The 25,641-nt window shown below is 67.3% G+C and carries 26 protein-coding genes; 7 read left to right on the top strand and 19 right to left on the bottom strand.

Going from position 1 to position 25,641, the window contains the following annotated elements:
* Nucleotides 1–17: 17 nt before the first annotated feature.
* The 7 genes from hslV to AC06E9_RS04495 all read right to left on the bottom strand — a co-directional run bounded on the left by hslV (nt 18) and on the right by AC06E9_RS04495 (nt 6,035).
* Nucleotides 18–569 (bottom strand): ATP-dependent protease subunit HslV, encoded by a 552-nt coding sequence (gene hslV / locus AC06E9_RS04465; protein WP_019183676.1) that lies wholly within the window; start codon nt 567–569, stop codon nt 18–20.
* Between the two features lie 91 nt (nt 570–660).
* On the bottom strand, nt 661–1,551 hold the full coding sequence (gene xerC / locus AC06E9_RS04470) for a tyrosine recombinase XerC (protein WP_121039965.1): 891 nt from the start codon (nt 1,549–1,551) through the stop codon (nt 661–663).
* Nucleotides 1,552–1,573: 22 nt separating this feature from the next.
* Nucleotides 1,574–2,251 (bottom strand): DUF484 family protein, encoded by a 678-nt coding sequence (locus AC06E9_RS04475; protein ID WP_121039968.1) that lies wholly within the window; start codon nt 2,249–2,251, stop codon nt 1,574–1,576.
* On the bottom strand, nt 2,248–3,102 hold the full coding sequence (gene dapF / locus AC06E9_RS04480; RefSeq protein WP_282263506.1) for a diaminopimelate epimerase: 855 nt from the start codon (nt 3,100–3,102) through the stop codon (nt 2,248–2,250). Before dapF ends, AC06E9_RS04475 begins: the two co-directional genes overlap by 4 nt.
* Nucleotides 3,095–3,340, bottom strand: a complete 246-nt coding sequence (lptM, locus tag AC06E9_RS04485) for an LPS translocon maturation chaperone LptM (protein WP_121039974.1) — start codon at nt 3,338–3,340, stop codon at nt 3,095–3,097. The genes dapF and lptM overlap by 8 nt, the downstream gene beginning before the upstream one ends.
* A 65-nt stretch (nt 3,341–3,405) precedes the next feature.
* Entirely contained in the window at nt 3,406–3,828 is a 423-nt protein-coding gene (locus tag AC06E9_RS04490) for a YbaN family protein (protein WP_121041245.1), read from the bottom strand.
* 89 nt (nt 3,829–3,917) lie between these two features.
* Entirely contained in the window at nt 3,918–6,035 is a 2,118-nt protein-coding gene (locus AC06E9_RS04495) for a S9 family peptidase (RefSeq protein WP_478055538.1), read from the bottom strand.
* Nucleotides 6,036–6,146: 111 nt separating this feature from the next.
* Here AC06E9_RS04495 and AC06E9_RS04500 point away from each other — a divergent pair, with 111 nt between their 5' ends.
* The gene (locus AC06E9_RS04500) at nt 6,147–7,343 is read left to right on the top strand and encodes a pyridoxal phosphate-dependent aminotransferase (protein ID WP_478055539.1); all 1,197 of its coding nucleotides are present in this window, start codon (nt 6,147–6,149) and stop codon (nt 7,341–7,343) included.
* A 165-nt stretch (nt 7,344–7,508) separates the two neighbouring features.
* Here the strand turns inward: AC06E9_RS04500 and AC06E9_RS04505 are convergent, their stop codons facing one another.
* Both AC06E9_RS04505 and AC06E9_RS04510 read right to left on the bottom strand, forming a co-directional pair.
* On the bottom strand, nt 7,509–9,605 hold the full coding sequence (locus tag AC06E9_RS04505) for a prolyl oligopeptidase family serine peptidase (RefSeq protein WP_152152302.1): 2,097 nt from the start codon (nt 9,603–9,605) through the stop codon (nt 7,509–7,511).
* A 34-nt stretch (nt 9,606–9,639) separates the two neighbouring features.
* Entirely contained in the window at nt 9,640–9,966 is a 327-nt protein-coding gene (locus AC06E9_RS04510; protein WP_226956616.1) for a hypothetical protein, read from the bottom strand.
* Nucleotides 9,967–10,168: 202 nt separating this feature from the next.
* Here AC06E9_RS04510 and AC06E9_RS04515 point away from each other — a divergent pair, with 202 nt between their 5' ends.
* Entirely contained in the window at nt 10,169–10,780 is a 612-nt protein-coding gene (locus AC06E9_RS04515; RefSeq protein WP_121039989.1) for a lipocalin family protein, read from the top strand.
* 148 nt (nt 10,781–10,928) lie between these two features.
* Here AC06E9_RS04515 and AC06E9_RS04520 read toward each other — a convergent pair whose 3' ends face one another.
* The 3 genes from AC06E9_RS04520 to AC06E9_RS04530 all read right to left on the bottom strand — a co-directional run bounded on the left by AC06E9_RS04520 (nt 10,929) and on the right by AC06E9_RS04530 (nt 13,661).
* Nucleotides 10,929–11,618: a methionine ABC transporter permease gene (locus tag AC06E9_RS04520; RefSeq protein WP_478055542.1), complete on the bottom strand. Its 690-nt coding sequence runs from the start codon at nt 11,616–11,618 to the stop codon at nt 10,929–10,931.
* Complete coding sequence (locus AC06E9_RS04525; RefSeq protein WP_478055543.1) at nt 11,615–12,622, bottom strand: methionine ABC transporter ATP-binding protein; 1,008 nt, start codon at nt 12,620–12,622, stop codon at nt 11,615–11,617. The genes AC06E9_RS04520 and AC06E9_RS04525 overlap by 4 nt, the downstream gene beginning before the upstream one ends.
* A gap of 142 nt (nt 12,623–12,764) precedes the next feature.
* A complete protein-coding gene (locus AC06E9_RS04530; RefSeq protein WP_121039998.1) occupies nt 12,765–13,661 on the bottom strand; it encodes a DMT family transporter in 897 nt (298 codons plus the stop codon).
* A 78-nt stretch (nt 13,662–13,739) separates the two neighbouring features.
* On the opposite strand from AC06E9_RS04530, the gene AC06E9_RS04535 reads away from it, so the two are divergent.
* On the top strand, nt 13,740–14,222 hold the full coding sequence (locus tag AC06E9_RS04535) for a YajQ family cyclic di-GMP-binding protein (protein ID WP_121040001.1): 483 nt from the start codon (nt 13,740–13,742) through the stop codon (nt 14,220–14,222).
* A 357-nt stretch (nt 14,223–14,579) separates the two neighbouring features.
* On the opposite strand, the gene AC06E9_RS04540 is transcribed toward AC06E9_RS04535, so the two are convergent.
* The 3 genes from AC06E9_RS04540 to AC06E9_RS04550 form a co-directional block, all read right to left on the bottom strand.
* A complete protein-coding gene (locus AC06E9_RS04540) occupies nt 14,580–15,680 on the bottom strand; it encodes a helix-turn-helix domain-containing protein (protein ID WP_478055545.1) in 1,101 nt (366 codons plus the stop codon).
* Between the two features lie 88 nt (nt 15,681–15,768).
* Nucleotides 15,769–16,896: an NAD(P)-dependent alcohol dehydrogenase gene (locus AC06E9_RS04545; RefSeq protein WP_121040007.1), complete on the bottom strand. Its 1,128-nt coding sequence runs from the start codon at nt 16,894–16,896 to the stop codon at nt 15,769–15,771.
* A 14-nt stretch (nt 16,897–16,910) separates the two neighbouring features.
* A complete protein-coding gene (locus AC06E9_RS04550; protein ID WP_478055546.1) occupies nt 16,911–18,374 on the bottom strand; it encodes a benzaldehyde dehydrogenase in 1,464 nt (487 codons plus the stop codon).
* A 211-nt stretch (nt 18,375–18,585) separates the two neighbouring features.
* Between AC06E9_RS04550 and AC06E9_RS04555 the strand changes: the two genes are divergently transcribed.
* Together AC06E9_RS04555 and AC06E9_RS04560 are read left to right on the top strand one after the other, a co-directional pair.
* A complete protein-coding gene (locus AC06E9_RS04555; RefSeq protein WP_121040013.1) occupies nt 18,586–19,164 on the top strand; it encodes a DUF1415 domain-containing protein in 579 nt (192 codons plus the stop codon).
* Nucleotides 19,155–19,955 (top strand): SDR family oxidoreductase, encoded by an 801-nt coding sequence (locus tag AC06E9_RS04560; RefSeq protein WP_478055547.1) that lies wholly within the window; start codon nt 19,155–19,157, stop codon nt 19,953–19,955. Before AC06E9_RS04555 ends, AC06E9_RS04560 begins: the two co-directional genes overlap by 10 nt.
* 127 nt (nt 19,956–20,082) lie before the next feature.
* Here AC06E9_RS04560 and AC06E9_RS04565 read toward each other — a convergent pair whose 3' ends face one another.
* Both AC06E9_RS04565 and AC06E9_RS04570 read right to left on the bottom strand, forming a co-directional pair.
* On the bottom strand, nt 20,083–22,116 hold the full coding sequence (locus AC06E9_RS04565; RefSeq protein WP_478055549.1) for a M3 family metallopeptidase: 2,034 nt from the start codon (nt 22,114–22,116) through the stop codon (nt 20,083–20,085).
* Nucleotides 22,117–22,234: 118 nt separating this feature from the next.
* Nucleotides 22,235–23,347 (bottom strand): PLP-dependent cysteine synthase family protein, encoded by a 1,113-nt coding sequence (locus AC06E9_RS04570; protein ID WP_313213023.1) that lies wholly within the window; start codon nt 23,345–23,347, stop codon nt 22,235–22,237.
* 111 nt (nt 23,348–23,458) lie between these two features.
* Between AC06E9_RS04570 and gloA the strand changes: the two genes are divergently transcribed.
* On the top strand, nt 23,459–23,986 hold the full coding sequence (gene gloA / locus AC06E9_RS04575) for a lactoylglutathione lyase (protein ID WP_478055550.1): 528 nt from the start codon (nt 23,459–23,461) through the stop codon (nt 23,984–23,986).
* 48 nt (nt 23,987–24,034) lie between these two features.
* On the opposite strand, the gene AC06E9_RS04580 is transcribed toward gloA, so the two are convergent.
* Nucleotides 24,035–24,397, bottom strand: a complete 363-nt coding sequence (locus AC06E9_RS04580; RefSeq protein WP_478055551.1) for a hypothetical protein — start codon at nt 24,395–24,397, stop codon at nt 24,035–24,037.
* 183 nt (nt 24,398–24,580) lie between these two features.
* Between AC06E9_RS04580 and AC06E9_RS04585 the strand changes: the two genes are divergently transcribed.
* A complete protein-coding gene (locus AC06E9_RS04585) occupies nt 24,581–25,015 on the top strand; it encodes a VOC family protein (RefSeq protein ID WP_478050067.1) in 435 nt (144 codons plus the stop codon).
* 72 nt (nt 25,016–25,087) lie between these two features.
* Here AC06E9_RS04585 and AC06E9_RS04590 read toward each other — a convergent pair whose 3' ends face one another.
* Nucleotides 25,088–25,549: a DUF2846 domain-containing protein gene (locus AC06E9_RS04590; protein ID WP_244880171.1), complete on the bottom strand. Its 462-nt coding sequence runs from the start codon at nt 25,547–25,549 to the stop codon at nt 25,088–25,090.
* Between the last annotated feature and the right edge of the window lie 92 nt (nt 25,550–25,641).

Raw genomic sequence — 25,641 nt, forward strand, 5'->3', positions numbered from 1 at the left:
AGCGTTGACCCTCCGGGTCAAAGCTCCTCGACCACCACGTTGCGATTGGTGTAGATGCAGATGTCACCGGCGATGTTGATCGATTCGGTGGCGATCGTGCGGGCATCCAGTTCGGTATGCGCCATCAGCGCGCGGGCGGCCGAGAGGGCATAGGAGCCACCGGAGCCGATCGCGATGATGCCGTCTTCCGGTTCGATCACATCACCGGTGCCACTGATGATCAGCGAGGTGTCCTTGTCGGCGACGGCGAGCAGCGCTTCGAGCTTGCCCAGGCGGCGCTCGGTGCGCCAATCCTTGGCCAGTTCCACCGCAGCGCGCTGCAGCTGGCCGTGCTTTTCCAGCTTGGCCTCGAACAGCTCGAACAGGGTGAAGGCATCGGCGGCAGCGCCGGCGAAACCGGCCAGCACCTGTCCCTCGCGACCCAGCCGGCGTACCTTGCGGGCGTTGCCCTTCATCACCGTGTGGCCGAGCGTGACCTGGCCATCGCCGGCGACGGCGACATGCCCATTGCGCCGCACCGAGATGATGGTGGTGGCATGAAATACGTTGGGGTTCTGACTGGGGTCCATGGAGCCTCCGGGGTGACAAAGACTGAGGTGGGGTCGCTGCCCGACGCTTCAACCCGCCCTGCCCTGCGCCCGGATGCCGCAGCGGATCGATTCAGCTTTCGTTGCCGCTCTTGCGGCGCTTGGCACGCGGGTGCGCAGCGTCGTAGACCTTGGCCAGATGCTGGAAATCCAGGTGGGTGTAGATCTGCGTGGTGGCGATATCGGCATGGCCGAGCAGCTCCTGCACACCGCGCAGATCACCGGAGGACTCCAGGATGTGGCTGGCGAAGCTGTGCCGCAGCATATGCGGGTGTACGTGTTTGAACAGGCCCTGGCGCTGGGCGAGCTGACGGATGCGGATCTGCACGGCGCGCTGGGTGATGGGCCCGCCCTTGCGCCCGGGAAATACCGGTGCGGTGGCCGCGCCGCCGCTGTCGGCCCGCCAGCCCTGCAGCGCGGTGCGCGCGTGCGAACCGAACGGCACGCGGCGCTCGCGGTTGCCCTTGCCCAGCACGTTGACCAGACCGGTATCGAAATCCAGGTCGCGCCAGATCAGCGCGCACAGTTCGCTCAGGCGCAGCCCGGAGGAATAGAACAGCTCCAGCAGCGCGCGATCGCGCAGGCCGAGCGGTGCATCGGTGGGCAGTTCGACCAGCTGCACGGCTTCATCGGCATCGAGCACCTGCGGCAGTTTGCGCGGCGCCTTGGGTGCTTTCAGGCCCGTGGCCGGATTGGCGGCGATGCGGTGGTGCTTGAGCAGCCACGCGTAGAAACTGCGGCACGCCGAAAGCCGGCGCTGCAGCGAGGTGGGCGACAGCCCGCGGCGGTGTTCGGCAGCGATGAACTGGCGCAGCTGCGCACTGTCCAGCGTATCGATCACCGCCCCCTGGCCCTCCGACCACGCCGCGAGTGCATCCAGATCGCGACGGTAGGCATCCAGCGTGTGCGCCGACATGCGGCGCTCCACTTGAAGGTGCGACAGGAAGTCCTGCGCGGTGCTCACGACGACTCCGCTCAACGGGCTGTCAGGGCGACGGGAAACGCTGCAGCGCAACGACCAGCGATTCACCCATCATGCGCAGGAACAGCGTGCCCATACCCGGGTAGAACCGATTGCCGTCATGGCTGCCGACCGCGATCAGGCCGACACCCGGCAGCGGCAACAGCGCGCTGGACTGCACTTCCTCGGCGCGGCCGGCGTACAGCACGGTGTTCTTTTCCGGTTGCAGGCGGCCGCAGATCGGTTCGCCATCCTTGAGGCAATCCCGGAACACACCCAGCAGCGGGCTGCTCTCCTCGATCACCTGCAACCACGGCGCCTGTTCCAGCCCGGCGACGGGATGCAGCACGATCAGCCGGACCAGATCCCCGGCGAAATCCTCTTCCAGCGAGGCGGCCATCGCCCGCAGAGTGTCCGCCGCCGAGTCCTGTTTCATCAGTGCCAGGGTCAGCTGGTGCGTGCGCACGGCCAAGCGCTCGTTGATCTGCGCGTTGGCGGCCAGATCGGCCAGCCGTCGCGACAGCTCACGGTTCTTGTCGCGCAGCACCTCCAGCTGATAGCTGGCCAGTGACGCGGTGGGGCCGTCATCGCGTGGCACCACCAGGGTCAGGGCCAGGTCCGGGAACTGCTTCAGGAAGGTCGGATGCCGACGCAGCCAGGCGGCTACTTCGTGCGACCCGATTTTCTCGGCGGTCTCGCTCATGCGTTCCACTCTCCATCAAAGACGAAGGCTGCGGGTCCAGACATCACGATCTGTGCATCGTCGGCCGGCCAGCGGATGCGCAGGTCGCCGCCGGGCAGCGACATCGTGGCATCGCGCTGCAGGCGACCGCGCTGCATCATCACCACGGCCGCGGCGCAGGCGCCACTGCCGCAGGCCAGGGTTTCGCCGGCGCCGCGCTCGTACACACGCAGGCGCGCGTGCTGCGGACTGAGCACCTGCACGAAACCGACGTTGACCGATTTCGGGAACGAGGCGTGCTGCTGCAGCAGCGGGCCCAAACGCTCGACCGGGGCGGCATCCACCAGGCCCACTTCGATCACGGCGTGCGGGTTGCCCATCGAAACCGCGCCGAAGCGCACCGTGTCGCCCTGCAGCGGCAGCAGATATTCCTCGCGGGCGCGGGCGAAGCCGATCAGCGGCACGTTCTCCGGCTCGAACCGCGGCACGCCCATGGCTACCGCGTACTGGTCTTCGCCCAGCCGTTCGACTGCATGGGTGGTGACCGGGCTATCGATCGCGAAGGTGCTGCCGGTGGCGGCGCCATCGCGCACCAGCCAGGCCGCCACGCAGCGCGCGCCGTTGCCACATTGCTCGGAGCTGCTGCCATCGGCATTCCAGATCCGGTACGAGGCGACCGAGCCGTCTGCCTTGGGCGGCTCGATGGTCAGGATCTGGTCGCAGCCCACGCCGGTGTGGCGATCGGCCAGACGCGCGGCCAGCGCAGCATCCGGCGGCGCGCGGCCATCGCGCAGGTCCAACACCACGAAATCATTGCCGGCGCCATGCATCTTGGTGAAGCGCAGCGCCGCGGCGGTGTTCGACTTACTCATTCCCGTCATTGGCCTTCAGCGCCGGGGCTTGAACGGGATCAGGAACCACCGGGGAATCGGTATCGGCATCGGCGGCCGGCGGCGTGGCGTCGTCGGCGGCCGGTTCAACCAGCTGTTCTTCGACCGGGACCGGCTTCTGCGGCAGGACCAGCGGGCCCTTGTTGCCACAGGCCGACAGCACCAGCAGCGCCGAGGCGGCCAGCGTCAGGGAGATGAGGGTACGGGGAGATGTCTTCATCCTCCGAGTATAGCCGCGGTGTTTGGGCGCTTGGGTGCCGGCTGGATGAACGGGCAGCGCAGCAATCACACCCTTGGCGGCAGCGGCCGGGACCACAGCCACAGCGCCACGCAGGTCATGCTGCCGATGGAGAGCCACTTCACCCAGGCGATCGGCACGCACCACAGCATGATGCCCGCGCACACCGCCATGGTCAGGGTCGCCATTCCTTTGCCGCGGCGGCTGACCGCGCCGTGCGCCTGCCAGTTGCGGATCGCCGGGCCGAACTGCGGGTGCGCCAGCAGGCGGTTGTGCAGGCGCTCGGAGCCACGCGAGGCGGCCCAGGCCGAGATCAGGATGAACACGGTGGTGGGCAGGCCCGGTACGAAGATGCCAACGATGCCGGTGCCCAGGCTGACATAGGCAAGCAGCCACCACGCCCAGCGGAAACGCACCCGTCGCCGCTCAGCCGGCGCGTCGGAAACCATGGGGCGTTCGGACCGGGACATGGTGCCAGCATAGCGACCCGGACGGGCCGCCGCGATGGCGGCCTCACTACGCTGGCCGACGATACCGGATCGCCGGCCAGCGACCGGCATTACCGGCCCTGGGTCACGCCAAGCTGGTCGAGCACGAACGCGTACGACTCGGCCAACTCGTGGTACCGCTGGAAGCGGCCGGATTTGCCGCCGTGGCCGGCGTCCATGTTGGTACGGAACACGATCGGGAAGTGGCCGGTGTTGTCATCGCGCAGCTTGGCCACCCACTTGGCCGGCTCCCAGTACTGCACCTGCGAATCCCACAGGCCAGTGCCGACGAACAGGGCCGGGTACGCCTGCTTGCTGACGTTGTCGTACGGCGAGTAGGTGAGCATGTAGTCGTAATACTCGCGCTGCTCCGGGTTGCCCCACTCGTCATACTCGTTGGTGGTCAGCGGGATGCTGGCGTCGAGCATGGTGGTGACCACATCGACGAACGGCACCTGGGCGACCATCACGCGATAGTCCTGCGGCGCCTGGTTGGCCACCGCGCCCATCAGCAGGCCACCGGCGCTGCCACCGGAGGCGGCGACGCGATCCTTGGCGGCATAGCCCTGGCGGACCAGTTCGCGGGTGACATCGACGAAATCGTTGAACGTATTCTGCTTCTTGAGCAGCTTGCCGTCCTCATACCACGCACGGCCCATTTCCTGGCCGCCGCGGATGTGGGCGATGGCATACACCACGCCGCGATCCAGCAGGCTGACCACGGTCTGGTTGAAGCCCGGGTCCATCGACATGCCGTAGCTGCCGTAGGCGTACTGGTACAGCGCGCCGGTGCCGTCCTTCTTGAAACCGTTGCGGTACACCAGCGACACCGGCACCTTGACGCCATCGCGGGCCGTCACCCACACGCGCTCGGTGGTGTACTGCGACGGGTCATAGCCGATCACCGGCTGCTGCTTGAGCTGGCGGCGTTCACCGGTGACGGTGTTGAGCTCGTAGGTGGTGGTCGGCGTGGTCAGCGAGGTGTAGGCGTAACGCAGCCACGGGGTGTCGTGCTCGCTGTTGGCGGCCAACCCCATCGAGTAGGCGGGCTCATCCGCCTTGACGTAATCCTGGCGACCATCCGGGAACAGCAGGCGCACGCGTTCCAGGCCGTTGGAGCGCTCGGCGATCGCGGTGAAGCCGTCGAACAGTTCGAAGCCTTCGATCAGCACGGCGTCATCGTGCGCGACCCAGTCTTTCCACTGGCTGCGCGCGGTGGCATCGCTGGGTGCGGTGACGATCTTGAAGTTCTTCGCGTCCGCAGCGTTGGTGCGGATCACCCAACGGCCGTTGAAGTGGTCGGCATCGTATTCCACGTCGCGCGCACGCGGCGCCAGCACCGTGAACGCCTGCGGATCGGCAGCCGGGGCGTAGCGGGTTTCCGAGCTCACCGTGCTGTGCAGCTCGATGGTCAGGAAACGATCATCGCGGGTGCGGCCGACGCCCATGTAGAAGCTGTCGTCCTTCTCTTCATACACGAGCACGTCGCTGCTGGCCGGGGTGCCCAGGACATGCTTTTTGACGCGCACGGTGAGCAGGGTGTCCGGATCATTCTCGACATAGAACAGGGTGCGGTTGTCATCGGCCCAGACCACGTTGGGCGAGACGTTCTCGATGCGATCCGGCAGCACCTCACCGGTACGCAGGTCCTTGAAACGGATCACGTACTGGCGGCGGCCGACATCGTCTTCGGCCCAGGCCAGCAGGTGGTTGTCCTGGCTGACATCGGCATCGCCCACGTTGAAGTAGCCCTTGCCCTCGGCCATCGTGTTGATGTCGAGCAGGATCTCTTCCGGCGCCTCCATGCTGCCCTTGCGGCGCGCCTGGATCGGGTAGTCCTTGCCGGTTTCGAAACGGGTGTAATACCAGTAGCCGCGGTCACGCGAGGGCACGCTGGCATCGTCCTGCTTGATGCGGGCGACGATCTCCTTGTACAGGGTGTCTTCCAGCGGCTTGAGCGGGGCCACCACCTGATCGGTATAGGCGTTCTCCGCATTCAGATAGGCCAGCATCTTCGCGTCTTCGCGCTTGTCGTCGCGCAGCCAGTAGTAATCGTCGCTGCGGGTCGCGCCAAAGGGAGCCTTCACCGTGTGCGGGTGCTTCTCGGCGTCGGGCGGGGTCAGCGCGGGGGCGGCGTGCACGTTGGAGGTCATGAGGCTGGCAACCAGTAAACAAAGGGCGGGTTTCACGAGATAAGGCTCCTGGCGGGGGAATGCAATGGCGTCCGTGTCCGTGCAGTCTGTGCTGGCGGGTAGGCCAGCAGCAAGCCTGTCGTTGGTCACTGCGCCTATCATCAGGCCATGGATACTTCCCGCATGCCCCCGACCGGCACCGGCTACAGCCGCCGCAGCCAGGACATCGAACCCTTCCACGTGATGTCGCTGCTGGCCCGCGCGCAGGCGCTGGAGCAGGCCGGCCACGATGTGATCCACCTGGAGATCGGCGAGCCGGACTTCACCACCGCTGCACCGATCGTGCGCGCCGGCCAGGCCGCCCTGGCAGCCGGCCACACCCGCTACACCGCGGCCCGCGGCCTGCCCGCGCTGCGCGAGGCGATTGCGGGCTTCTACCAGGACCGCTACCAGGTGCAGATCGACCCCGAGCGGATCCTGGTCACCCCGGGTGGCTCGGGCGCGCTGTTGCTGGCCAGCAGTCTGCTGGTCGATCCCGGCAAGCACTGGTTGCTGGCCGATCCCGGCTACCCGTGCAACCGGCACTTCCTGCGGTTGGTGGAAGGGGCCGCGCAGCTGGTGCCGGTCGGGCCGGAGACGGCCTACCAGCTGACGCCGGAGCTGGTGGCACGGCAGTGGAACGCGGACAGCGTCGGTGCGCTGGTCGCCTCGCCGGCCAATCCGACCGGCACCGTGCTCTCGGCGGCGCAGCTTGCCGCGCTGTCGCAGTCGCTGAAGGCACGCGGCGGGCATCTGGTGGTGGATGAGATCTACCACGGCCTCACCTACGGCATGGACGCGGCCAGCGTGCTGCAGGTCGATGACGAGGCGTTCGTCCTCAACAGCTTCTCGAAGTATTACGGGATGACCGGCTGGCGCCTGGGCTGGCTGGTCGCGCCGCCGCAGGCGGTGCGTGAGCTGGAGAAGCTCGCGCAGAATCTGTACATCAGCGCCTCCAGCATCGCCCAGCATGCCGCGCTGGCCTGTTTCGAGCCGGCGTCCATCGCGATTTTCGAACAGCGCCGCGCCGCGTTCCGCGCGCGTCGCGATTACCTGCTGCCGGCGCTGCGTGCGCTCGGCTTCCGCATCGAAGTGGAACCGGAAGGCGCGTTCTATCTCTACGCCGACGTGAGTGCGTTCACCGATGACGCGCAGGCGTTCTGTGCGCATTTCCTGGAAACGGAGCATGTGGCGTTCACCCCAGGCCTGGACTTTGGCCACCACCGCGCCAACGCGCATGTGCGGCTGGCCTACACGCAGGACGTGCCGCGCCTGGAAGAGGCGGTGCGCCGGATCGCGCGCGGGCTGGAGACATGGGTGCGTTGAGCGGCCCATAAAAAAACGCCACGCATCGCTGCGTGGCGCTGAAAATGGGGTGGAGCCAACCTGACGCCCCACCACCCGGAGTCCACCCCAGGGGGCTACAACGTCCGCGGCAGGCTCACTCCCTGCCGGCTGCTCGACTGCCCCTGGCTGTCGAGCACCCCGAGCTTACTTGGAGAGTTGCTCCCACAGGAAGCTATAGGCCAACGCCGACATATGCGCGGCCTGCGCATTGTTCGCCGCGCCGCCGTGACCGCCTTCGATATTCTCGTAGTAGGTCACGTCCTTTCCGGCGTCGATCATCATCGCCGCCATCTTGCGGGCATGCGCCGGATGCACGCGGTCATCGCGGGTGGAGGTGGTGAACAGCACCGGCGGGTAGGTCTTGCTGGCGTCGAACAGGTGGTACGGCGAGAAGGTCTTGATGAACGCCCAATCGGCCGTGTCTGGATTGCCGTATTCGGCCATCCACGACGCGCCGGCCAGCAGGTGGCTGTAGCGCTTCATGTCCAGCAGCGGCACCTGGATCACCACCGCGCCGAACAGTTCCGGGTACTGGGTCAGCATGTTGCCGGTGAGCAGGCCACCGTTGCTGCCGCCCTGCACGCCCAGGTGCTTGGCCGAGGTGATCTTGCGGCTGACCAGATCGCGGGCGACCGCGGCCATGTCTTCGTAGGCCTTGTGACGGTTCTGCTTGAGCGCCGCCTGGTGCCAGCGCGGGCCATACTCGCCACCGCCACGGATGTTGGCGACCACGTATACACCGCCCTTCTCCAGCCACGCGCGGCCCATGCCACCGGAGTAGGACGGGGTCAGCGAGATCTCGAAGCCACCGTAGCCGTACAGCAGGGTCGGGTTGGAGCCGTCCAGCTTCATGTCCTTGCGGTGCACCACGAAGTACGGCACGCGGGTGCCATCCTTGCTGGTGGCGAAGTGCTGCTCGATCACCTTGCCGTCGGCGTTGAAGAACGTCGGCATGGTCTTGAGCACTTCAGGCTGCTTGCCGATCTCGGCGATGGCCAGGGTGGTCGGGGTCAGGTAATCGGTGACGGTCATCCACACCGCATCGCTGTCATCGGCGTCGACCGCACTGACGGCCACGGTGCCGAACGACGGCGCGCCGGTGAAGGCCGTCGTCTTCCAGCCGCTGTCGCCCGGCGTCAGCACGCTCAGGCGGCTTTTGACGTCGTCCAGCACGTTCAGGACCAGATGGTTCTTGGTCCAGCTGGTGCCGGCCAGCGAGGTGGTGTCGGTCGGCGCGAACAGCACGTCGAAATCACGCTTGCCGGCGAGGTAATCGTCCAGCTTGGTGGCCAGCAGCGAACCGGCGGTGTAGGTCTTGCCGCCAACGGTCCACGGCTCACGCAGCTCCAGGGTCAGCCATTGTTTGCGCAGGCCCTTCTCGGCCGAGTTCGGCGCATCGATCTTGGTCAGCGTGCCATCGTCGGCGCGCAGGTAGATCTCGTTGTTGTAGAAGGCCAGCGTGCGGCTGACCAGGTTGCGCTCGTAGCCGGGGGTATCGTCGTGCATGGCCGCGATGTACATGTCATCGGGCTTGCCCTCGTACACCATCGAAGCGGAGGCCATCGGGGTGCCGCGCTTCCACAGCTTGGCCACGCGCGGATACCCCGAGGTGGTCATCGTGCCGGCACCGAAATCGGTATAGACGAACACCGTGTCACGGTCGATCCAGTTCAGGCCCCCCTTGGATTCGGGGCGGAAGAAGCCGTCCTTGATCCAGGTCTTGTTGGCCAGATCGAACTCGCGGGTGACATCGGCATCGGCGCCGCCGCGCGACAGCGCGATCAGGCAGCGCGAATAATCCGGGCGCAGGCAATCCGCGCCGTGCCAGACCCAGTTCTCGCCCTCGGCCTTGTTCAGTGCATCCAGATCCAGCACGGTTTCCCACTGCGGCGAGGCCTTGCGGTACTCGGCCAGGGTGGTGCGACGCCAGAGGCCGCGCTCGTGCTGCTTGTCCTTCCAGAAGTTGTAGTAGTAGTCACCGATCTTCTGCACGCCCGGAATCTTGGCGTCGGAATCGAGCACCTCGCGGATGCTGGTCTCCATCTGCTTGAACGCCGGGGTCGCGGCCAAGCGGCCTTCGGACCTGGCGTTCTGTTCCTTGACCCACGCCAGCGGCTTGTCGCCGGTGACGTCTTCAAGCCAGGCGTACTTGTCCGCCGGGGCGTCAGCGGCCATGGCAGTTCCCGCCGCCCCGGCGGAGATCAGACCTGCCACCAGGCAGGCGGAAGCGAATCGTGACATTGGAGCTCCAGACAGTCATAGCCTTGGGACGCTATCACACCGGCTGGCCGCGGCTCACGTGTCGAAGGTCAGGCCGCGCCGGACGCGCGAGCGGGCGGCTGCGACGTCGCGCCTGCGGGCCCCGGCGGCGGCGCGCGCCGTGGGTGAGCAGGCCGGCCAGCGGCAGGCGGAAGCGATGCAGGCTCCACCAGGCCATCAGCGGCATGCCGATCAGCCACATCGGCAGCCAGCCGATCCACTCGCTATGCCCCCGCGCGGCGGGCCAGACCAGGACCAAAGCCATCCCGGCAAGGACGGCCTGCCTGACGCAGCGCAGCACGCGGGGATCGGGACGGTCGGACGAACGTGGGGAAGACGACAGGGTCATGACACAGCTCCGTGCGAAAGTGATGCGTCACCTTGCCGCGCCGCCATCTCAAGGGCTGCGACCTTGCAGGGGACGCGACAGGTGGGATGTCCGGCGAGCGGCTGCATGAATCGGTCACACAACCGCTGCGCCGGCATTGACGTTCTCCGCTGTCCCACCCACCATGCCTCTGCCAGCCACTGGAGCCACCCGCCGCATGTCTTCGAACCGCCCGCTTCGCGCTGTCCTGTTGGTCTCCTCGCTGGCATTGCTGTCAGCCTGTGCGTTCCGCCATGAGACCAAACCGGAACCCGCGCCGACCCCGGTCGCGGTCGACAGCGCCAATGCGCCGATCGACCTGCAGCGGTTCATGGGCACCTGGTATGTGATCGGCCGCGTGCCGAACCCGGTCGAGCGTGGCCACGTCGGCAGCGTCAATCAGTTCCGCCTGCGCGGCGACCAGAAAGTATCCATCACCTACCGCTACCGCGATGGCTTCTCCGAGCCGCAGCAGGAACTGACCGTCCGCGCCTCGGTGGACGAGAAGAGCGGCAACCACAACTGGCGCACCTGGTTCTACAAGATCGTGCCGACCCATACCCGCGTACTGGAAGTGGCGCCGGATTATTCGTGGGCGATGCTCGGCTACCCGGGCCGCGAGATGGCCTGGATCTTCGCGCGCCAGCCGGACATGGACAAAGAGCTCTACAAGGAGCTCGCCACCCGCCTGCGTGACGATTACGGGGTCAACACCGACAAGCTCAAGCGCGTGCCGCAGCACCCCGAGCAGGTGGACCGGCTGGGCTTTGAAGTGCCGAACGTCCGGTAAGGGCAGCGGTCAGGCCGCCTCGCGCGGCTGCACCCTGCGCTCGATTTCCTGACGGGTCGGCAGCGTCTTCAGACCGTACTCGGCCTGGAGGGCCAGCCACGACGCGGCGTCGAGGATGGCGTACCGACCAACGGTCGGTACCTGCCGGTTATTTCCGGCTGTAGTGCGAGACCAGGCGGTCGCCGATCATCTGCAGGATCTGCACCAGCACCAGCAGCAGGACCACGGTGACCAGGGCCACGTCGGTGTGCGAGCGCTGGTAGCCATCGCGGAAGGCCAGGTCGCCCAGGCCGCCCGAGCCGATCGCGCCGCCCATCGCGGTGAAGCCGATCAGCGCGATCACCGTGACCGTGGCGCCGGCGATCAGGCCCGGCCGCGCTTCGGGCAGCATCACCCGGGTGACCAGCTGCCAGGTGGTGGCGCCCATCGCCTGGGTGGCTTCGATCACGCCACGGTCCACTTCGCGCAGCGCGGTTTCGACCAGGCGCGCATAGAACGGCGCCGCGCCGATCACCAGCGGCACGATCGCGCCGCGGACGCCCAGCGAGGTGCCCATCATCCACAGCGTGAGCGGGATCAGCACGATCATCAGGATGATGAAAGGCACCGAGCGCAGCAGGTTCACCAGCAGCGCGATCGCCCCATACAGCACCGGCTTGCGGTGCAGCTGCGGCGAGCCGGTCAGGAACAGCAGCACGCCCAGCGGCAGGCCGATCAGCAGCGTCAGCGGCAGTGAGCCGCCGAGCATCAGCAGGGTATCCAGCGTGGCCTGGCCGATATCGGCCCATTTGCCGGCGTCGAGATGGCGGAAGAACCCGCCTGCGGTGGCCAGGATCATCGGCGCAGCTCCTCAAGGTGGACACCGGCAGCGACGAAGCCCGCCTGCGCGGCCTGCACATCGCCCCCGACCAGCGACACGGTCAGCTGGCCATACGGGGTGTCCTTGATCCGGTCGATGCGGCCGGACAGGATGTTGTAGTCCACGCCGGTCTCGCGCGCGATGCGCCCCAGCAACGGTTCGTAGGTGTCGGCGCCGAGGAAGGTCAGGCGCACGATGCGCCCGGCGACAGCTTCGAAGTCCTTGTGCAGTTCGCCCTCGTCGACCTGCTCGGACTCGCTGACGAAGCGGCGGGTGGTCGGGTGCTGCGGGTGCAGGAACACCTCGGTGACCGGGCCGGTTTCGACCAGGTGGCCCGCATCAAGCACCGCGACGCGGTCGCAGGCGCGGCGGATCACGTCCATCTCGTGGGTGATCAGCACGATGGTCAGGCCCAGCTCGCGGTTGATCCTGCCCAGCAGCTTGAGCACCGAGGCGGTGGTCTGCGGATCCAGCGCACTGGTGGCCTCATCGCACAGCAGGATCTGCGGGCGGGTGGCCAGGGCGCGGGCAATGCCGACGCGCTGCTTCTGGCCACCGGACAACTGCGCCGGATACTTGTTGGCGTGCGCTTCCAGGCCGACGGTATGCAGCAGTTCGTCCACGCGCGCGTCGATCTCCGCGCGCGGCGTGCCGGCCAGCTCCAGCGGGAAGGCGACATTGGAGGCTACGGTGCGCGACGAGAGCAGGTTGAAGTGCTGGAAGATCATGCCGATCTTCCGGCGCAGCACCCGCAGGCCCTCGGCATCGAGCGCGGTGACATCCTCGCCGTTGATCAGCAGCCGGCCGCCGGTGGGCTCCTCGAGCCGGTTGATCAGCCGGATCAGGGTCGATTTGCCCGCACCGGAATGGCCGATGATGCCGAACACTTCGCCGGCCTCGATGGTCAGGTCCAGCGGCTGCAGCGCGGCAATCGCGCGGCCGCCGACGGCATAGGATTTGTGCAGGCGCTGGAACTCGATCACTTCGCGGTCAACCGGGCATCGACGGGAGGGGGCGTGCAGCCTACCAGCGCGGGGCGGCCCTGACCCGTGCGGTTGCGCGGAATGATATTCCGTTTGGTTCTAAGAGGCCGTGATCCGGCCAGCCAGCGGGCGCCGGCCGGGCTCAGGGGTGGTCCAGCGGCCGGGGCGGCTGGACCCGGCGCACCCGCTCACGGTGCAGCAGGTACAGGCCCGAGGCGACGATGATCGCCGCGCCCAGCCAGGTCACCTGGTCGGGCAGCACGCCCCAGAACAGCAGGTCCCAGCCGATCACCCAGACCAGCCCGGTGTACTCCAGCGGCGCGATCATCGAGGCTTCCCCCAGCTGGAAAGCACGGGTCAGGGCGACCTGCCCCCCTGCCCCGGCCAGGCCCATGCCGGCGATCAGCGCGGCATGGCCCAGTTGCAGCGGCTGCCAGTCCGGGATCGCCAGCAGGCCGGCGCCGACGGCCATGATCACCAGGAACCACACCACCATCGACTGCGGGGTGTCGGTACGGGTCAGCATGCTGACCGTGATCGCGGCCAGGGCGTAGGCGGTGGCGGCCAGCAGCACCATCAGGCCCGGGAAGGAAATGATCCCGCCGACACCGGGGCGCAGCACGACCAGCACGCCGACCAGGCCGATGCCGATGGCGATCCAGCGGCGCGGGCCCACGTGCTCGCCGAGCAGCGGCACCGAGAGCGCGGCGATCAGCAGCGGGGCGACGAAGTAGATGGTGTAGGCGGTGGACAGCGGCAGGCTGCGCAAGGCATAGACGAAGCAGCCGATCATCACCATGCCGAGCACGCCGCGCAGCAGGTGCAGGACCCAGCGCCTGGGCACCAGCGAGCGCGGGCCGGCGGTGGCCAGCACCCAGACCAGCACGAACGGCAGCGAGGCCGCGCCGCGCAGGAAGGTGACCTGCAGGGTGGGATAGCTGGCCGACAGCTGCTTCATGCCGGCATCCATCAGCGAAAAGCAGGCGACGGCGATCAGCATCCAGGCGACGGCGCGGGTGGGGGATTTCTGCGTGTTCATGGCCCATTATCGCCGGCTTGGCCGGCCCGTCCATGGCGGCTTGATAGAATGGGGGCATTCACCCGTTGGAGTTTGCCCATGCCCTCTTTTGACGTTGTCTCCGAAGTCGACACCCACGAGCTGACCAACGCGGTCGACCAGGCCAACCGCGAGCTGTCCACGCGTTTCGATTTCAAGGGCGTGGACGCGAAGTTCGTGCTGGAGGACAGCGTGATCACGCAGTCCGCGCCGAGCGATTTCCAGCTGCAGCAGATGACGGACATCCTGCGTCAGCGCCTGACGGCGCGGAAGATCGATGCGGCGTGCCTGGAGTTTGGTGATATCGAAAGCAATCTGGCCGGTGCGCGGCAGAAGATCACGGTGAAGCAGGGGATCGAGCAGAAGGTGGCCAAGAAGATCGCGGCGACGATCAAGGAGGCCAAGTTGAAGGTGGACAGTCAGATCAATGGCGACAAGCTGCGGGTGACGGGCAAAAAGCGCGATGATCTGCAGGATGCGATGGCGCTGTTGCGGAAGGAGACGTTCGAGGTTCCGCTGCAGTTTGATAACTTCCGCGATTGATCTTGGCCGGACGGCTGTAGCGAAGAGCGCCAGCGAAGGGCGCCGCTGTTTGTTGCCGAGGGGCTTTCGTTGTCTTTGGCGCTGGCAGCTCATCGCAGAAGGCTGGCGATTCATTGGCGAGGGCTGCGGCGGGTAGGGCCTGGCCTTGCCCGGACCCGCCGTGAACCCATCCATGGGGGCTCATGTCGCGGCATCCATGCCGCTCATGGTCCGGGCAAGGCCAGGCCCTACCCGCCGCCCCGACGCTTTCTCGGCGGACGGGCGAGCAAAGCGGTAGTGCCGGCCCGTGGCCGGCAACCTCGTTGCGCAGATCGAAAAGATGCGGCTTCCGGCGTGTTTACCGCCGGGCGCTGGTTACTACGCGCGCAGCAGTTTGTAGAGGGTCGTGCGTGAGATGCCGAGCTGGCGTGCGGCGGCGCTGACGTTGCCCTGGTGGGCAGCCACGGTCTCGCGGACGTGCTGTGTGTTCTGCGCGCGCAGTGATGCGTTCGTGGCGTTGGCATGCTGCACATCGAGCTTCACGCCGGCATGCGGTGCGAGCGGTCCGCGCAGGTACTGGACGTGCACGGCAGTGTCGTCATCCAGGCGGACGCGGTGGGCGGGGCCGCTCTGCAGCAGGCGGCGGCGCTGGTGGACGCTGGCGCCGGCGAACAGGCCCTCGAGGGTGAGCAGGGGCAAGGCTCCGCGGCGTGGGAGTCCGAACAGGCGGCGGGCGACGCGGTTGGCGGCGCGTACGTGGCCGTCTTCTTCGATGGCCAGCAGGCCCTGCAGCGGTGAGTGCAGCCAGCGGGTGTCGTGTTGCACGGCCAGCAGGTGGCAGGGACGGTGGTCCTGCATGAGGCGGTTCTCGGCCGACAGCGCGGCCTGGCGGAAGTAGCCGTGCAACAGCTCGGCATCGCGCTCGCCGGTGCCGGTGATATCCAGTGCGCCCAGCACTTCGCCATCCAGCCCATGCAGCGGGACGCTCAGGCAGAACACCGAGGCGAAGCGGTCGAGATAGTGCTCGTTGCCGCGCACCAGGGCGGGCGCGTCTTCGGCCAGGCTGCAGGCCGGTGCGGTGGTGCCGATGTCGATTTCGCGAAGGCGGCGACCGATCTGGATCGGGCGCAGTACCGGGACGTCGGCCAGGCCGTGTTCGCGCTGGGCGATGACCAGGCCATCGGCGTTGACGCAGAACAGGGTCCATTGGCGGCCACCGAAGGCGGCCCAGAGGTGGTCCATGTCCTCGCGCACACAGCGTGCGAGGCGGCGGTCGGCAGGGTCGTCCAGGCGCGTGGCAGCCGCGGCAAGAGGCGCGTAGTACGGCTCCTGCCGCGGCTGCACCCCGGCCTGGCGCGAACGCTCCCAGGAGCGCTGCACCGGCGGGCTGACCACGCTGTCCATCAGCGCGCCGCCCTCGGCGAAGCGCTGACGGGCGGCGGCCAATACCTGCTGCTGTTCCAGAACCATCGCGGCCATCGGTCGATCTCCACCTCGGACCGACAGCCTACTCCCGCAAAGCTGACTGGTACGTCGTGGCAGGCATGCACGCCTGCGACGGACCGTTTCACCCGCCGATGGTCAGGATCGGCTTGAGGGTGACACCGCGGGTGCTGTCCTCGGCGGCCTGGTTGATCTGATCCAGCGGGTAGAACTTGACCAGCTTGTCGAACGGGAAGCGGCCCTGCTGGTACAGCTGCACCAGCTGCGGAATGAACACCTTGGGCACGCTGTCGCCTTCGACGATGCCGCGGATGCTGCGCCCGCCGAGCAGCAGGTTGTTGACGTCGAACTCGGCCTTGGTGCCCAGCTTCGGCGCGCCGACCACGCCGATCACCCCCAACCCGCCGAGTGCCTCGATGCCCTGCGCGAGCACCTCCGGACGACCGGTGGATTCCAAGGCGAAGTTCGCGCCGCCGCCAGTGATTCCGCGCACCGCTTCAACCACATCGACCTCGCGGCTGTTGATCACGTGCGTGGCGCCCAGCTCCTTGGCCAACTCCAGGCGCGAAGGCACCACATCGATGGCGATGATGGTGGTCGCACCGGCCACGCGTGCGGCCATCACCGCGCTCAGCCCGACCGCGCCGGCACCGAAGCTGGCGAAGCTGCTGCCAGCGGTCACCTTGAGCGAGTTGATCACCGCACCGGCACCGGTCTGGATGCCGCAGCCCAGCGGGCCGAGCAGTTCGATCGGCGCATCGTCGGGCACCTTGATCGCGTTGTTCTCGCGGCTCAGTGCGTAGGTGGCGAAGGAGGACTGCGCGAAGAAGTGATCGTGCAGCGGGTGGCCGTCCGGATCCTGGATCGCGGTGGAGCCGTCCAGCGCACCGCCACCGAAGTTCAGGCCGAAGAAATCCTTGCAGTAGGCACCGTGGCCGCCGCTGCAGGGGTTGCAGTGGCCGCAGGCGCCGTAGGTCAGCACGACATGGTCGCCAACCTTGAGGTCCTTCACGCCCGGGCCGAGTGCTTCGACGATGCCCGCGCCTTCATGGCCGAGCACCGCCGGCAGCGGCACGGGGTAGTACTGGTCCCGCACGATCAGGTCGGTATGGCACAGGCCGGTGGCGACCACGCGAACCAGCACTTCATCGTCCTGTGGGCCACGGATGCGCGCCTTCTCGATCGTGAAGGGCTGTTCTTTTTCGCGCACCACGGCCACGGTGATGTCGCGCAGTTCTGCTGTTGCAGTCATGAGGTTCTCCTGGATCAGATCGGGTACGCGGGCGCTTCGCCCTTGACGGTCATCCACTGCCACTGGGTGAACTCGTCGATGTTGGATGGGCCACCGATGCTGGTGCCGTTGCCCGAAGCACCGACGCCGCCGAACGGGTTGATGACCTCATCGTTCACGGTCTGGTCGTTGATATGCAGCAGGCCCGTGCGCAGCCGTTCGCCCAGCTTCAGCGCGCGGCCCACGTTGCTGGACACGATCGCCATCGACAGGCCGTACTCGCTGTCGTTGGCCAGCTCCACCGCCTCGTCATCGGTATCGAACGGCACCACGACCGCGACCGGCGCGAAGATCTCTTCGTGGAAAGCCGGGTTGTCGCGGCTCACATCGCTGAGCACGGTCGGCTCGAAGAACAGATCTTTGTAGCCACCGCCGGTCGCCAGGGTGGCACCGGCAGCCTGCGCCTGGGCAACGATGCGCGCGGCGTGGTCGCGCTGCTGGGCATTGATCAACGGCCCGATCGCCACCTCGCCGTCGGCCGGATTGCCGACCTTGAGCGATCTGGCCTTGGCCACCAGCTTTTCCAGGAAGCGCGCATGGATGCTGCGCTGGACCAGCACGCGGCCGGTGGCCATGCAGATCTGGCCCTGGTGCAGGTAGACGCCCCACGCCGTGTTGGCGATGGCCAGATCCATGTCCGCATCGTCGAGCACGATCAGCGAGTTCTTGCCGCCCAGTTCCAGCGACACCTTCTTCAGGTGTTTACCCGCCGCTTCACCGACCTTGCGCCCGGCACCCGTGGACCCGGTGAACTGGATCATCGCGATGTTCGGGTCACTGGTCAGCGCCGCGCCGGCCGCACCATCGCCCGGCAACACGTGGAGCAGGCCAGCAGGCAGGCCAGCCAGTTCGAACAGGCGTGCGATCACGAAGCCGCCGCACACGGCGGTGCGCGGATCGGGCTTGAGCACCACCGCATTGCCCAGCGCCAGTGCCGGCGCCACCGCACGCATGGCCAGATACAGCGGGAAATTGAACGGCGCAATCACACCCACCACGCCCAGCGGGCGGCGGCGCGCCAGATTCAGACGGCCCGGTTCGGACGGCAGCACTTCGCCGATGCTGCGCGAGGGCAGTGCCGCCGCTTCATGCAGCGCCTTGGTGTTCACCTTGGCCTCGAAGCCGGCCTTGAGCTGGGTGGAGCCACTTTCGCGGACCAGCCACTGCACGATCTCGTCGTTGTGCTCTTCGGCCAGTTGGGCGGCGCGGCGCAGGATCTGCGCGCGGGTGTCATACGGGGCACTGGCCCAGTCGCGCTGTGCGTTGGCGGCGGTAGCGGCGGCGCGCGCGATCTGCGCCGGGTCGGCCATCGCGATCTCGCCGAGGCGTTCGCCGGTGGCCGGCTCGACCACGTCCTGGGTGCCAGCACCCGGGCTCCACTGACCCTCGAACAGCTTGCCGGACCACGTGGCCGTCGGCAGGAATGCGTGTGTTGCCATCACTGAGAACTCCTTGCGTCGTGTACCCGGCCATTGGATACCTGCGGCGGGCCACTGCCTATTGGCCGTTGGCTCGATCACTGCAAGTGATTGCCGGATAAGGATTTATCAGGATGACGGGTGTCCAGTTAATGGACAGTGGAGCCGAGCATCCGCCCGCTTCCCCGCCGCGCCGTACAATCAACGGCCCCAGCCAGCGACACCGCCCGCCATGAACGATGCTTCCCCCACTGCCACCCACGACCCCATTGCCGAGACCCGGAAATGGCTGGAGCAGATCGTCATCGGCCTGAACCTGTGCCCGTTCGCCAAGGCGGTGTACGTGAAGGACCAGGTGCGGTTCGTGCTCAGCGATGCGACCACCCCGGAAGCCCTGGTGGAAGAGCTGGCCGAAGAGCTGATCCTGCTGCGCGATACGCCGGCCGAACAGATCGACACCACGTTGATCGTGCATCCGGACGTGCTGACCGATTTCCTGGATTACAACGATTTCCTCGACAACGCCGATGCCGCGATCGAAGCGCTGGACCTGCAGGGCATCCTGCAGGTGGCCAGCTTCCATCCGCAGTACCAGTTCGCCGGCGCGGCGCCGGATGACGTGAGCAACTACACCAACCGTGCGCCCTACCCGACCCTGCACCTGCTGCGCGAAGACAGCGTCGAGCGTGCGGTCGCCGCGTTCCCGGATCCGGACGTGATCGTGGAGCGCAACATCGACACGCTGGACAAGCTCGGCATCGAAGGCTGGACGCGCCTGCTGGGCCGCAACGACATGCCGCCGTGCCACTGACCCCGGCCATTCTCGACTGGCCGGCACAGCCGCTGCGCGATCGCGTGGTGGTCATCACCGGCGGTGCGCAGGGGGTGGGCCGCGGCATCGCGCAGTCGGTGCTGGGCGCTGGCGGAAGCGTGATGATCGCCGACCTGGATGCCGATGCCGGCAAGGCCTGTTTGACCGAATGGGCGCTACCGGAGCGCGCGGCGTTCCAGCGCGCGGACGTGGCCAGCGAGCGCAGTGTGCAGGCGCTGATCAAGGCGACGCTGAAGCGCTTTGGCCGTATGGATGGCCTGGTCAACAATGCCGGCATCGCCAGTGCCCATGGCACGCCGTTGGCGGAGATGCCGCTGGCTGAGTGGCAGCGCCGCCTTTCCAGCCTGCATGGCGCCTTCCTGTGCAGCAAACACGCCCTGCCCGCCCTGCGCGAGCACGCCGGGGCCATCGTCAACATCGCCTCGACGCGTGCATGGCAGTCCGAACCGGACAGTGAAGCCTATGCCGCAGCCAAGGGCGGGCTGGTCGCCTTCACCCATGCACTCGCGTTGAGCGAAGGGCCGGCGGTGCGGGTCAACAGCATCAGCCCCGGCTGGATCACCACCGATGCCTGGCAGGCACCGTCACGCCGGCGCACGCCAAAGCTCTCGCGCCGCGATCAGGCGCAGCATCCGGTCGGCCGGGTTGGCCAGCCGCCGGACATCGGCGCGCTGGCGGTGTTCCTGCTCTCGGACCTGGCCGGTTTCATCACCGGCCAGGACCACATCGTCGACGGGGGCATGACCCGCAAGATGATCTACGCCGAATGAGCCACGTGCCGTCCGATCAGGCTGCCGGGTAGTGCCGGCCGCTGGCCGGCTCCTCACGTTGCATGACACCCCGCCCCTGGCGGCAGGATGCAGAGTCGGCCAGCGGCCGGCACTACCGTAACCAGGGTCACACCATCCCGTTGTGCCGCAGCAGCGCGTCCACGGTCGGCGCGCGCCCACGGAACGCAGCGAAGTTTTCTGCCGCACTCCGGCTGCCGCCCCGTGAGAGCACTTCATCGCGGAACCGCTGACCGGTCTCGGTCACCTTGTCCGGCGCTTCCTCGAAGGCGGCATAGGCATCGGCGCTGAGCACTTCGGCCCACTTGTAGCTGTAGTAGCCCGCCGCATAGCCACCGGCAAAAATGTGGCTGAACTGATTGGGGAAGCGATTCCAGGCCGGCGGTCGGTTGACCGCCACCTCATCGCGCACGCGCTCCAGCAGGACCTGCACGCTGTCCTGGGTCGGGTCGAAATCGCTGTGCAGCTGCATGTCGAACAGGGCGAACTCCAGCTGTCGCACGGTGAACATGCCGCTCTGGAAATTGCGTGCGGCCAGCATGCGGTCAAACAACGCACGCGGCAGCGGCTCGCCGGTAGTTACGTGTGCGGTCATCGCCTGCACGCGCTCCCATTCCCAGCAGAAGTTCTCCATGAACTGGCTCGGCAGTTCCACCGCGTCCCACTCCACGCCGTTGATGCCGGCCACGCCGAGCTCGCCGATGCGGGTCAGCAACTGATGCAGCCCATGCCCCATTTCATGGAACAGGGTGGTCACATCGCTGTGGCTGAAGGTCGCCGGTTGCCCCGCGGCCCCCTTGCCGAAGTTGCAGACCAGGTACACCAGCGGCGTCTGCACACCGGCAGCGGTCTCGCGGCGGTTGCGGCAATCGTCCATCCACGCGCCACCGCGCTTGCCTTCGCGCGCGTACAGGTCCAGATAGAACTGACCCACCAGCGCGCCCTGCGCATCGACCACCCGGAAGAAGCGCACATCCGGATGCCACACCGGCGCGCTGTCCGGCTGCACCTCCAGCCCGTAGAGGCTGCGGATCACACTGAACAGGCCGTCCAACACCTTCGGCTCGGTGAAGTACTGCTTCACGTCCTGCTCGGAATAGCTGTAGCGCGCCAGCTTCAGCTTCTCCGCCGCGAAGGCCAGGTCCCACGCTTCCAGCGCGGCCAGGGCCAGCTCGTCGCGCGCGAAGGCCTCCAGCTCGGCACGGTCGCGCTGTGCGTACGGCTTGGCGCGCGCGGCGAGATCGCGCAGGAAGCCCAGCACTTGCGGCGCATCCTCGGCCATCTTGGTGGCGATCGAATATTCGGCGTAGTTGGCGAAGCCCAGCAGCGCAGCCAGCTCCGCACGCAACGCCAGCACGCGATCGATGTTGCCGCTGTTGTCCAGCGCGGCATCGCCGAACTCGGAGGCGCGGACCGCGTTGGCGCGATACAGCGCCTCGCGCAGCGGCCGATGTTCGGCGTAGGTCTGCACCGGGATGTAGCACGGCATCTGCAGGGTCAGCTTCCAGCCGGTCAGGCCATCCTTCTCTGCGGCAGCGCGGGCAGCGGCGATCACATCGTCCGGCAGGCCAGCCAGTTCGGCACGGTCTTCCACGTGCAACGACCAGGCATCGGTCGCATCAAGCACATTCTGCGAGAACGTCGCCGACAGCGCGGACAGTTCCTCGCGGATCGCGCTGTAGCGCGCCTTGCCGGCGTCATCGAGTTCAGCACCCCCCAGGCGGAAATCGCGCAGGGCATTCTCCAGCACCTTGCGGCGTGCCGGATCGTACTGCGCCGCTTCCGGCGCGGCGGCCAGGGCCCGGTACTGCTGGTAGAGCGCCAGGTTCTGGCCCAGTGCGCTGCCGAAGCGCGTCACCTTGGGCAGATTGGCGTTGTAGGCCTCGCGCAGCGCCGGGGTGTTCACGACGGCCTGCAGGTGGCCCACCTGCCCCCACGCACGCCACAGGCGCTCGGTGACGTCATCCAGCGGATTGGCGAAGGTCGCCCAGGTCACCGGGGTAACCGTCTCGGCGGTCTTTACTGCCGCTTCGGCCTCGGCCAGCAGGGCGTCGATCGCCGGGGCGATGTGCTCGGGCTGGATCGCATCGAAATGCGGCAGGCCGGAAAAATCGAGCAGGGGGTTGGTGGGGGTCACAGGCATCTCCAGACAACGGGGCCGCTGCAGCGGCATCACCCCACGATATGGCATTGCCCCCCGCCCCGCACAAGGCCCCGGCGTGCGCCGATGGGCCAGGTTCACGCCACGCCTGGTGCCCCGCTCAGTACAGCGCTTCCAGCGAGACGCAGGGCAGCACCGGCAACCCCTGCCCCGCCACCGCCGCGGCAAGCTGGGCGTCGGCGCCCTCCACGTCGATGCCCTGCTTCGGGTACCACTCGGGGTTGTAGTAGCTGTGCGCGTAGCGCTCGCCGCTGTCGCACAGGATGGTCACGATCGAGCCGCTGCGGCCGGCATCGCGCATCAGCTGCGCGGCCTGCAGCACGCCGATGAAATTGGTGCCGGTGGAGCCACCCACGCGGCGACCCAGCTGGCGGCTGACGTGGCGCATCGCGGCCAGGCTCAGCGCGTCGGGCACCTTGACCATCGCATCGACACTGGTCGGGATGAAGCTGGATTCCACCCGCGGCCGGCCGATGCCTTCCACGCGCGAGCCGCCACTGCAGGTCAGCTCACGCCAGGGCTGCCCGGCCAGCGCGGCGCAGTAGCCGTCGTAGAACACTGACACTTCCGGGTCCGCACACAGGATGCGCGTGTCATGCCGGCGGTAGCTCACGTAGCGGCCCAGCGTGGCCGCGGTACCGCCGGTGCCCGGGCTGCACACGATCCACTCCGGCACCGGGTGCGGCTCCTCGGCCATCTGCTTGAAGATCGATTCGGCGATGTTGTTGTTGGCACGCCAGTCGGTGGCGCGCTCGGCGTAGGTGAACTGGTCCATGAAGTGGCCGCCGGTTTCGCGGGCCAGCGCTTCCGAATCGCAGTTGAGGTCGCACGCACGTTCCACCAGATGGCAGCGGCCGCCGTGGAACTCGATCGCCGCGATCTTCTCCGGCGAGGTGGTGGCCGGCATCACGGCGATGAACGGCAGGCCCAGCAGCCGGGCGAAATATGCCTCGGATACTGCCGTGGAACCGCTGGAGGCTTCGATCACCGGGCGCCCTTCGCGCAGCCAGCCGTTGGTCAGCGCGTACAGGAACAGCGAGCGCGCCAGCCGATGCTTCAGGCTGCCGGTGGGATGGCTGGACTCGTCCTTGAAATACAGGTCGATGCCCTCGAACCCGGGCAGGTCCATCGGAATCAGGTGGGTATCGGCCGATCGGTTGAAATCGGCTTCGATCTTGCGGATGGCGGCGGCCACCCATTCACGCTGGGACATGGTGAACGCTGCTCAGGGAGACGCACCATTCTACCCGCCACCCCCTCCCGCCGGGACCGCTAAAATGGCACGTCCGCCGCGCCGATGCGGCCCCCGCCCCAGGATCCCCCCATGAGCCTTGCCGCCTTCCAGAACCAACCGGGTGTCGCCGCCCAGGTGCCCGCCGACACCGCCGGATTCGTGTTCAACCACACCATGCTGCGCGTCAAGGACGCCACCGCTTCGCTGGATTTCTACACCCGCGTGCTCGGCTTCCGCCTGATCGATCTGCGCCACTTCCCCGACGCCGACTTCAGCCTGTACTTCCTGGCCCTGCTGCCGGCCGGCACGCAGATCCCCGAGGGCGACGACGCCCGCCGCGTGTGGATGGCCGGGATTCCCGGCGTGCTGGAGCTGACCCACAACCACGGCACTGAAACCCAGGCCGGCGCGGTCTATCACGACGGCAATACCGACCCGCGTGGCTTCGGCCATATCTGCGTGTCCGTGCCGGACATCCAGGCCGCCTGCAAGCGCTTCGATGCGCTGCAGGTGCCCTACCAGAAGCGCCTGGAAGACGGCCGCATGAAGCACCTGGCCTTCATCAAGGATCCGGATGGCTACTGGGTGGAGATCATCTCCAACACCCCGATCGCCTGACCCCTGCCTCTCCACGACGCGCCGGCACGTACCGGCGCGTCGTGGGCGTCATGGCTGGACCTGGAATTCGAAGGCCGCATGGAACGGCGCCTTCGGTGGCACGAACAACGTTTTCCCGGCAAATCCCGCATCCACGCAGCGCGCGACCGCCTCCTCGCCTTCGCGCCAGGTCCGCACTACCTTGCCCTGTGCATCCAGCTGCAGCACCACGGTGAACGGCGCCAGCGTCTCCGGCGCGGGGGTCGGCATGCACCGCGCGAAACTCGCGCCGCCCACCCGGCTCATGCTGTCCAGCATTTCCGTGTACGCCGCCGGCGCCAAGCTGGCTTCATCACGCTGCGCCAGTGCGCGCACCTGTTCATAGCCGGCGTCGCCTGCGACCGCCTGGGCCATCATCACCATCCACAGCATCGTTCCCTCCTCCGCCTGCGCGTTCATGACGCCAGCGCGCAGCGTAGGTCAGTGCGCGGGCAGGCGGAAGGGCCGTGGCCGACACAGGCCTGCACGTGGTCAGCAAGATCGACCCTGCGGTAATGCCCCGGGCCGCCGCCAGTGGTATATCTGCGCCCGGTCCCACCACCCAATGGAGTCGGTATGGAAACGATGGAACTGCACCGCGGCCGCCTGCTCGATCACCTGCAGCTGGTGGTCCGGGATCTTGCCGCCAGCCGCCGCTTTTACCAGGCCGTGTTCGACACGATCGGCATTCCGATCGCCGGCGAAGGCGACACCTACTTCTGGGCCGATGAGCTGTTCATTTCCACCCCCGACAGCGAGGCTGCACTGGGCCAGCTCACCGGCCGCCATCATCTCGCCTTCCAGGCCCGCGACCGCGCCACCGTCGAGGCCTTCCACCGGGCGGCACTGGCCAACGGTGGCAAGGACAACGGTGCGCCGGGCGAGCGGCCCTACCACCCCGGCTACTACGCCGCGTTTGCACTGGATCCGGATGGCAACAACATCGAAGTGGTGTTCCATGGCCCGGCCACGTACAGCGCGGACTCGGTGAAGGTGAGCTTCTCGCAGTAGACGGCCGCGCCCGTAGTTCCGTCCCGGGACGGGCACGCCATGCGCGCCCGCCTGGTCAGCATCGTGCGCGAATCAGCGCGAACACGTGCCCTTGCGCGCCATCTTCAACCCGGCCACCTGGCGGCGACCGTCGGCTTCGGGCACTACGTCCAGCTTGGCACCGCCCACGAACACGCCCATCCGGATCGACTGCTGGATGAAGTAGTTGCGACCCGATTCGGTCTGCACCTTCAGGTCGTTCGGCGAGAACTCCGATTCGGTCGAGAAGGTGTGCTCACGATCGCCCGGCACCGTGGTGTAGAAGAACACCTTGTCGGCGCTTTCGCCCAGGCATTCGCCATCGATCCAGATGTCCTTCCTCAGCGCCTTGCCGACGAAGCTGTTGCGGAACACATACACCCCGGCGGTGCCCGCTTCGGGCGTCGGGAAGGTCTTGGCGGTCTCCACCATGCCCTTGTCGGCCATCGGCACGCTTGCACAGCCAGACAACATGGCGATGGCCGCGGCCATTCCCAGCAACGAAATCCTGTTCACGTACTGCCCCCTGATGGTTGGATGAGAGGCGACGCGATTCCGGAGGGGACCTACCAGGCCAAACACTGCGCGCAATCACAGATGCCGTGTTG

The sequence above is a fragment of the Stenotrophomonas sp. Steno-Z10-BAI genome (assembly GCF_056393115.1).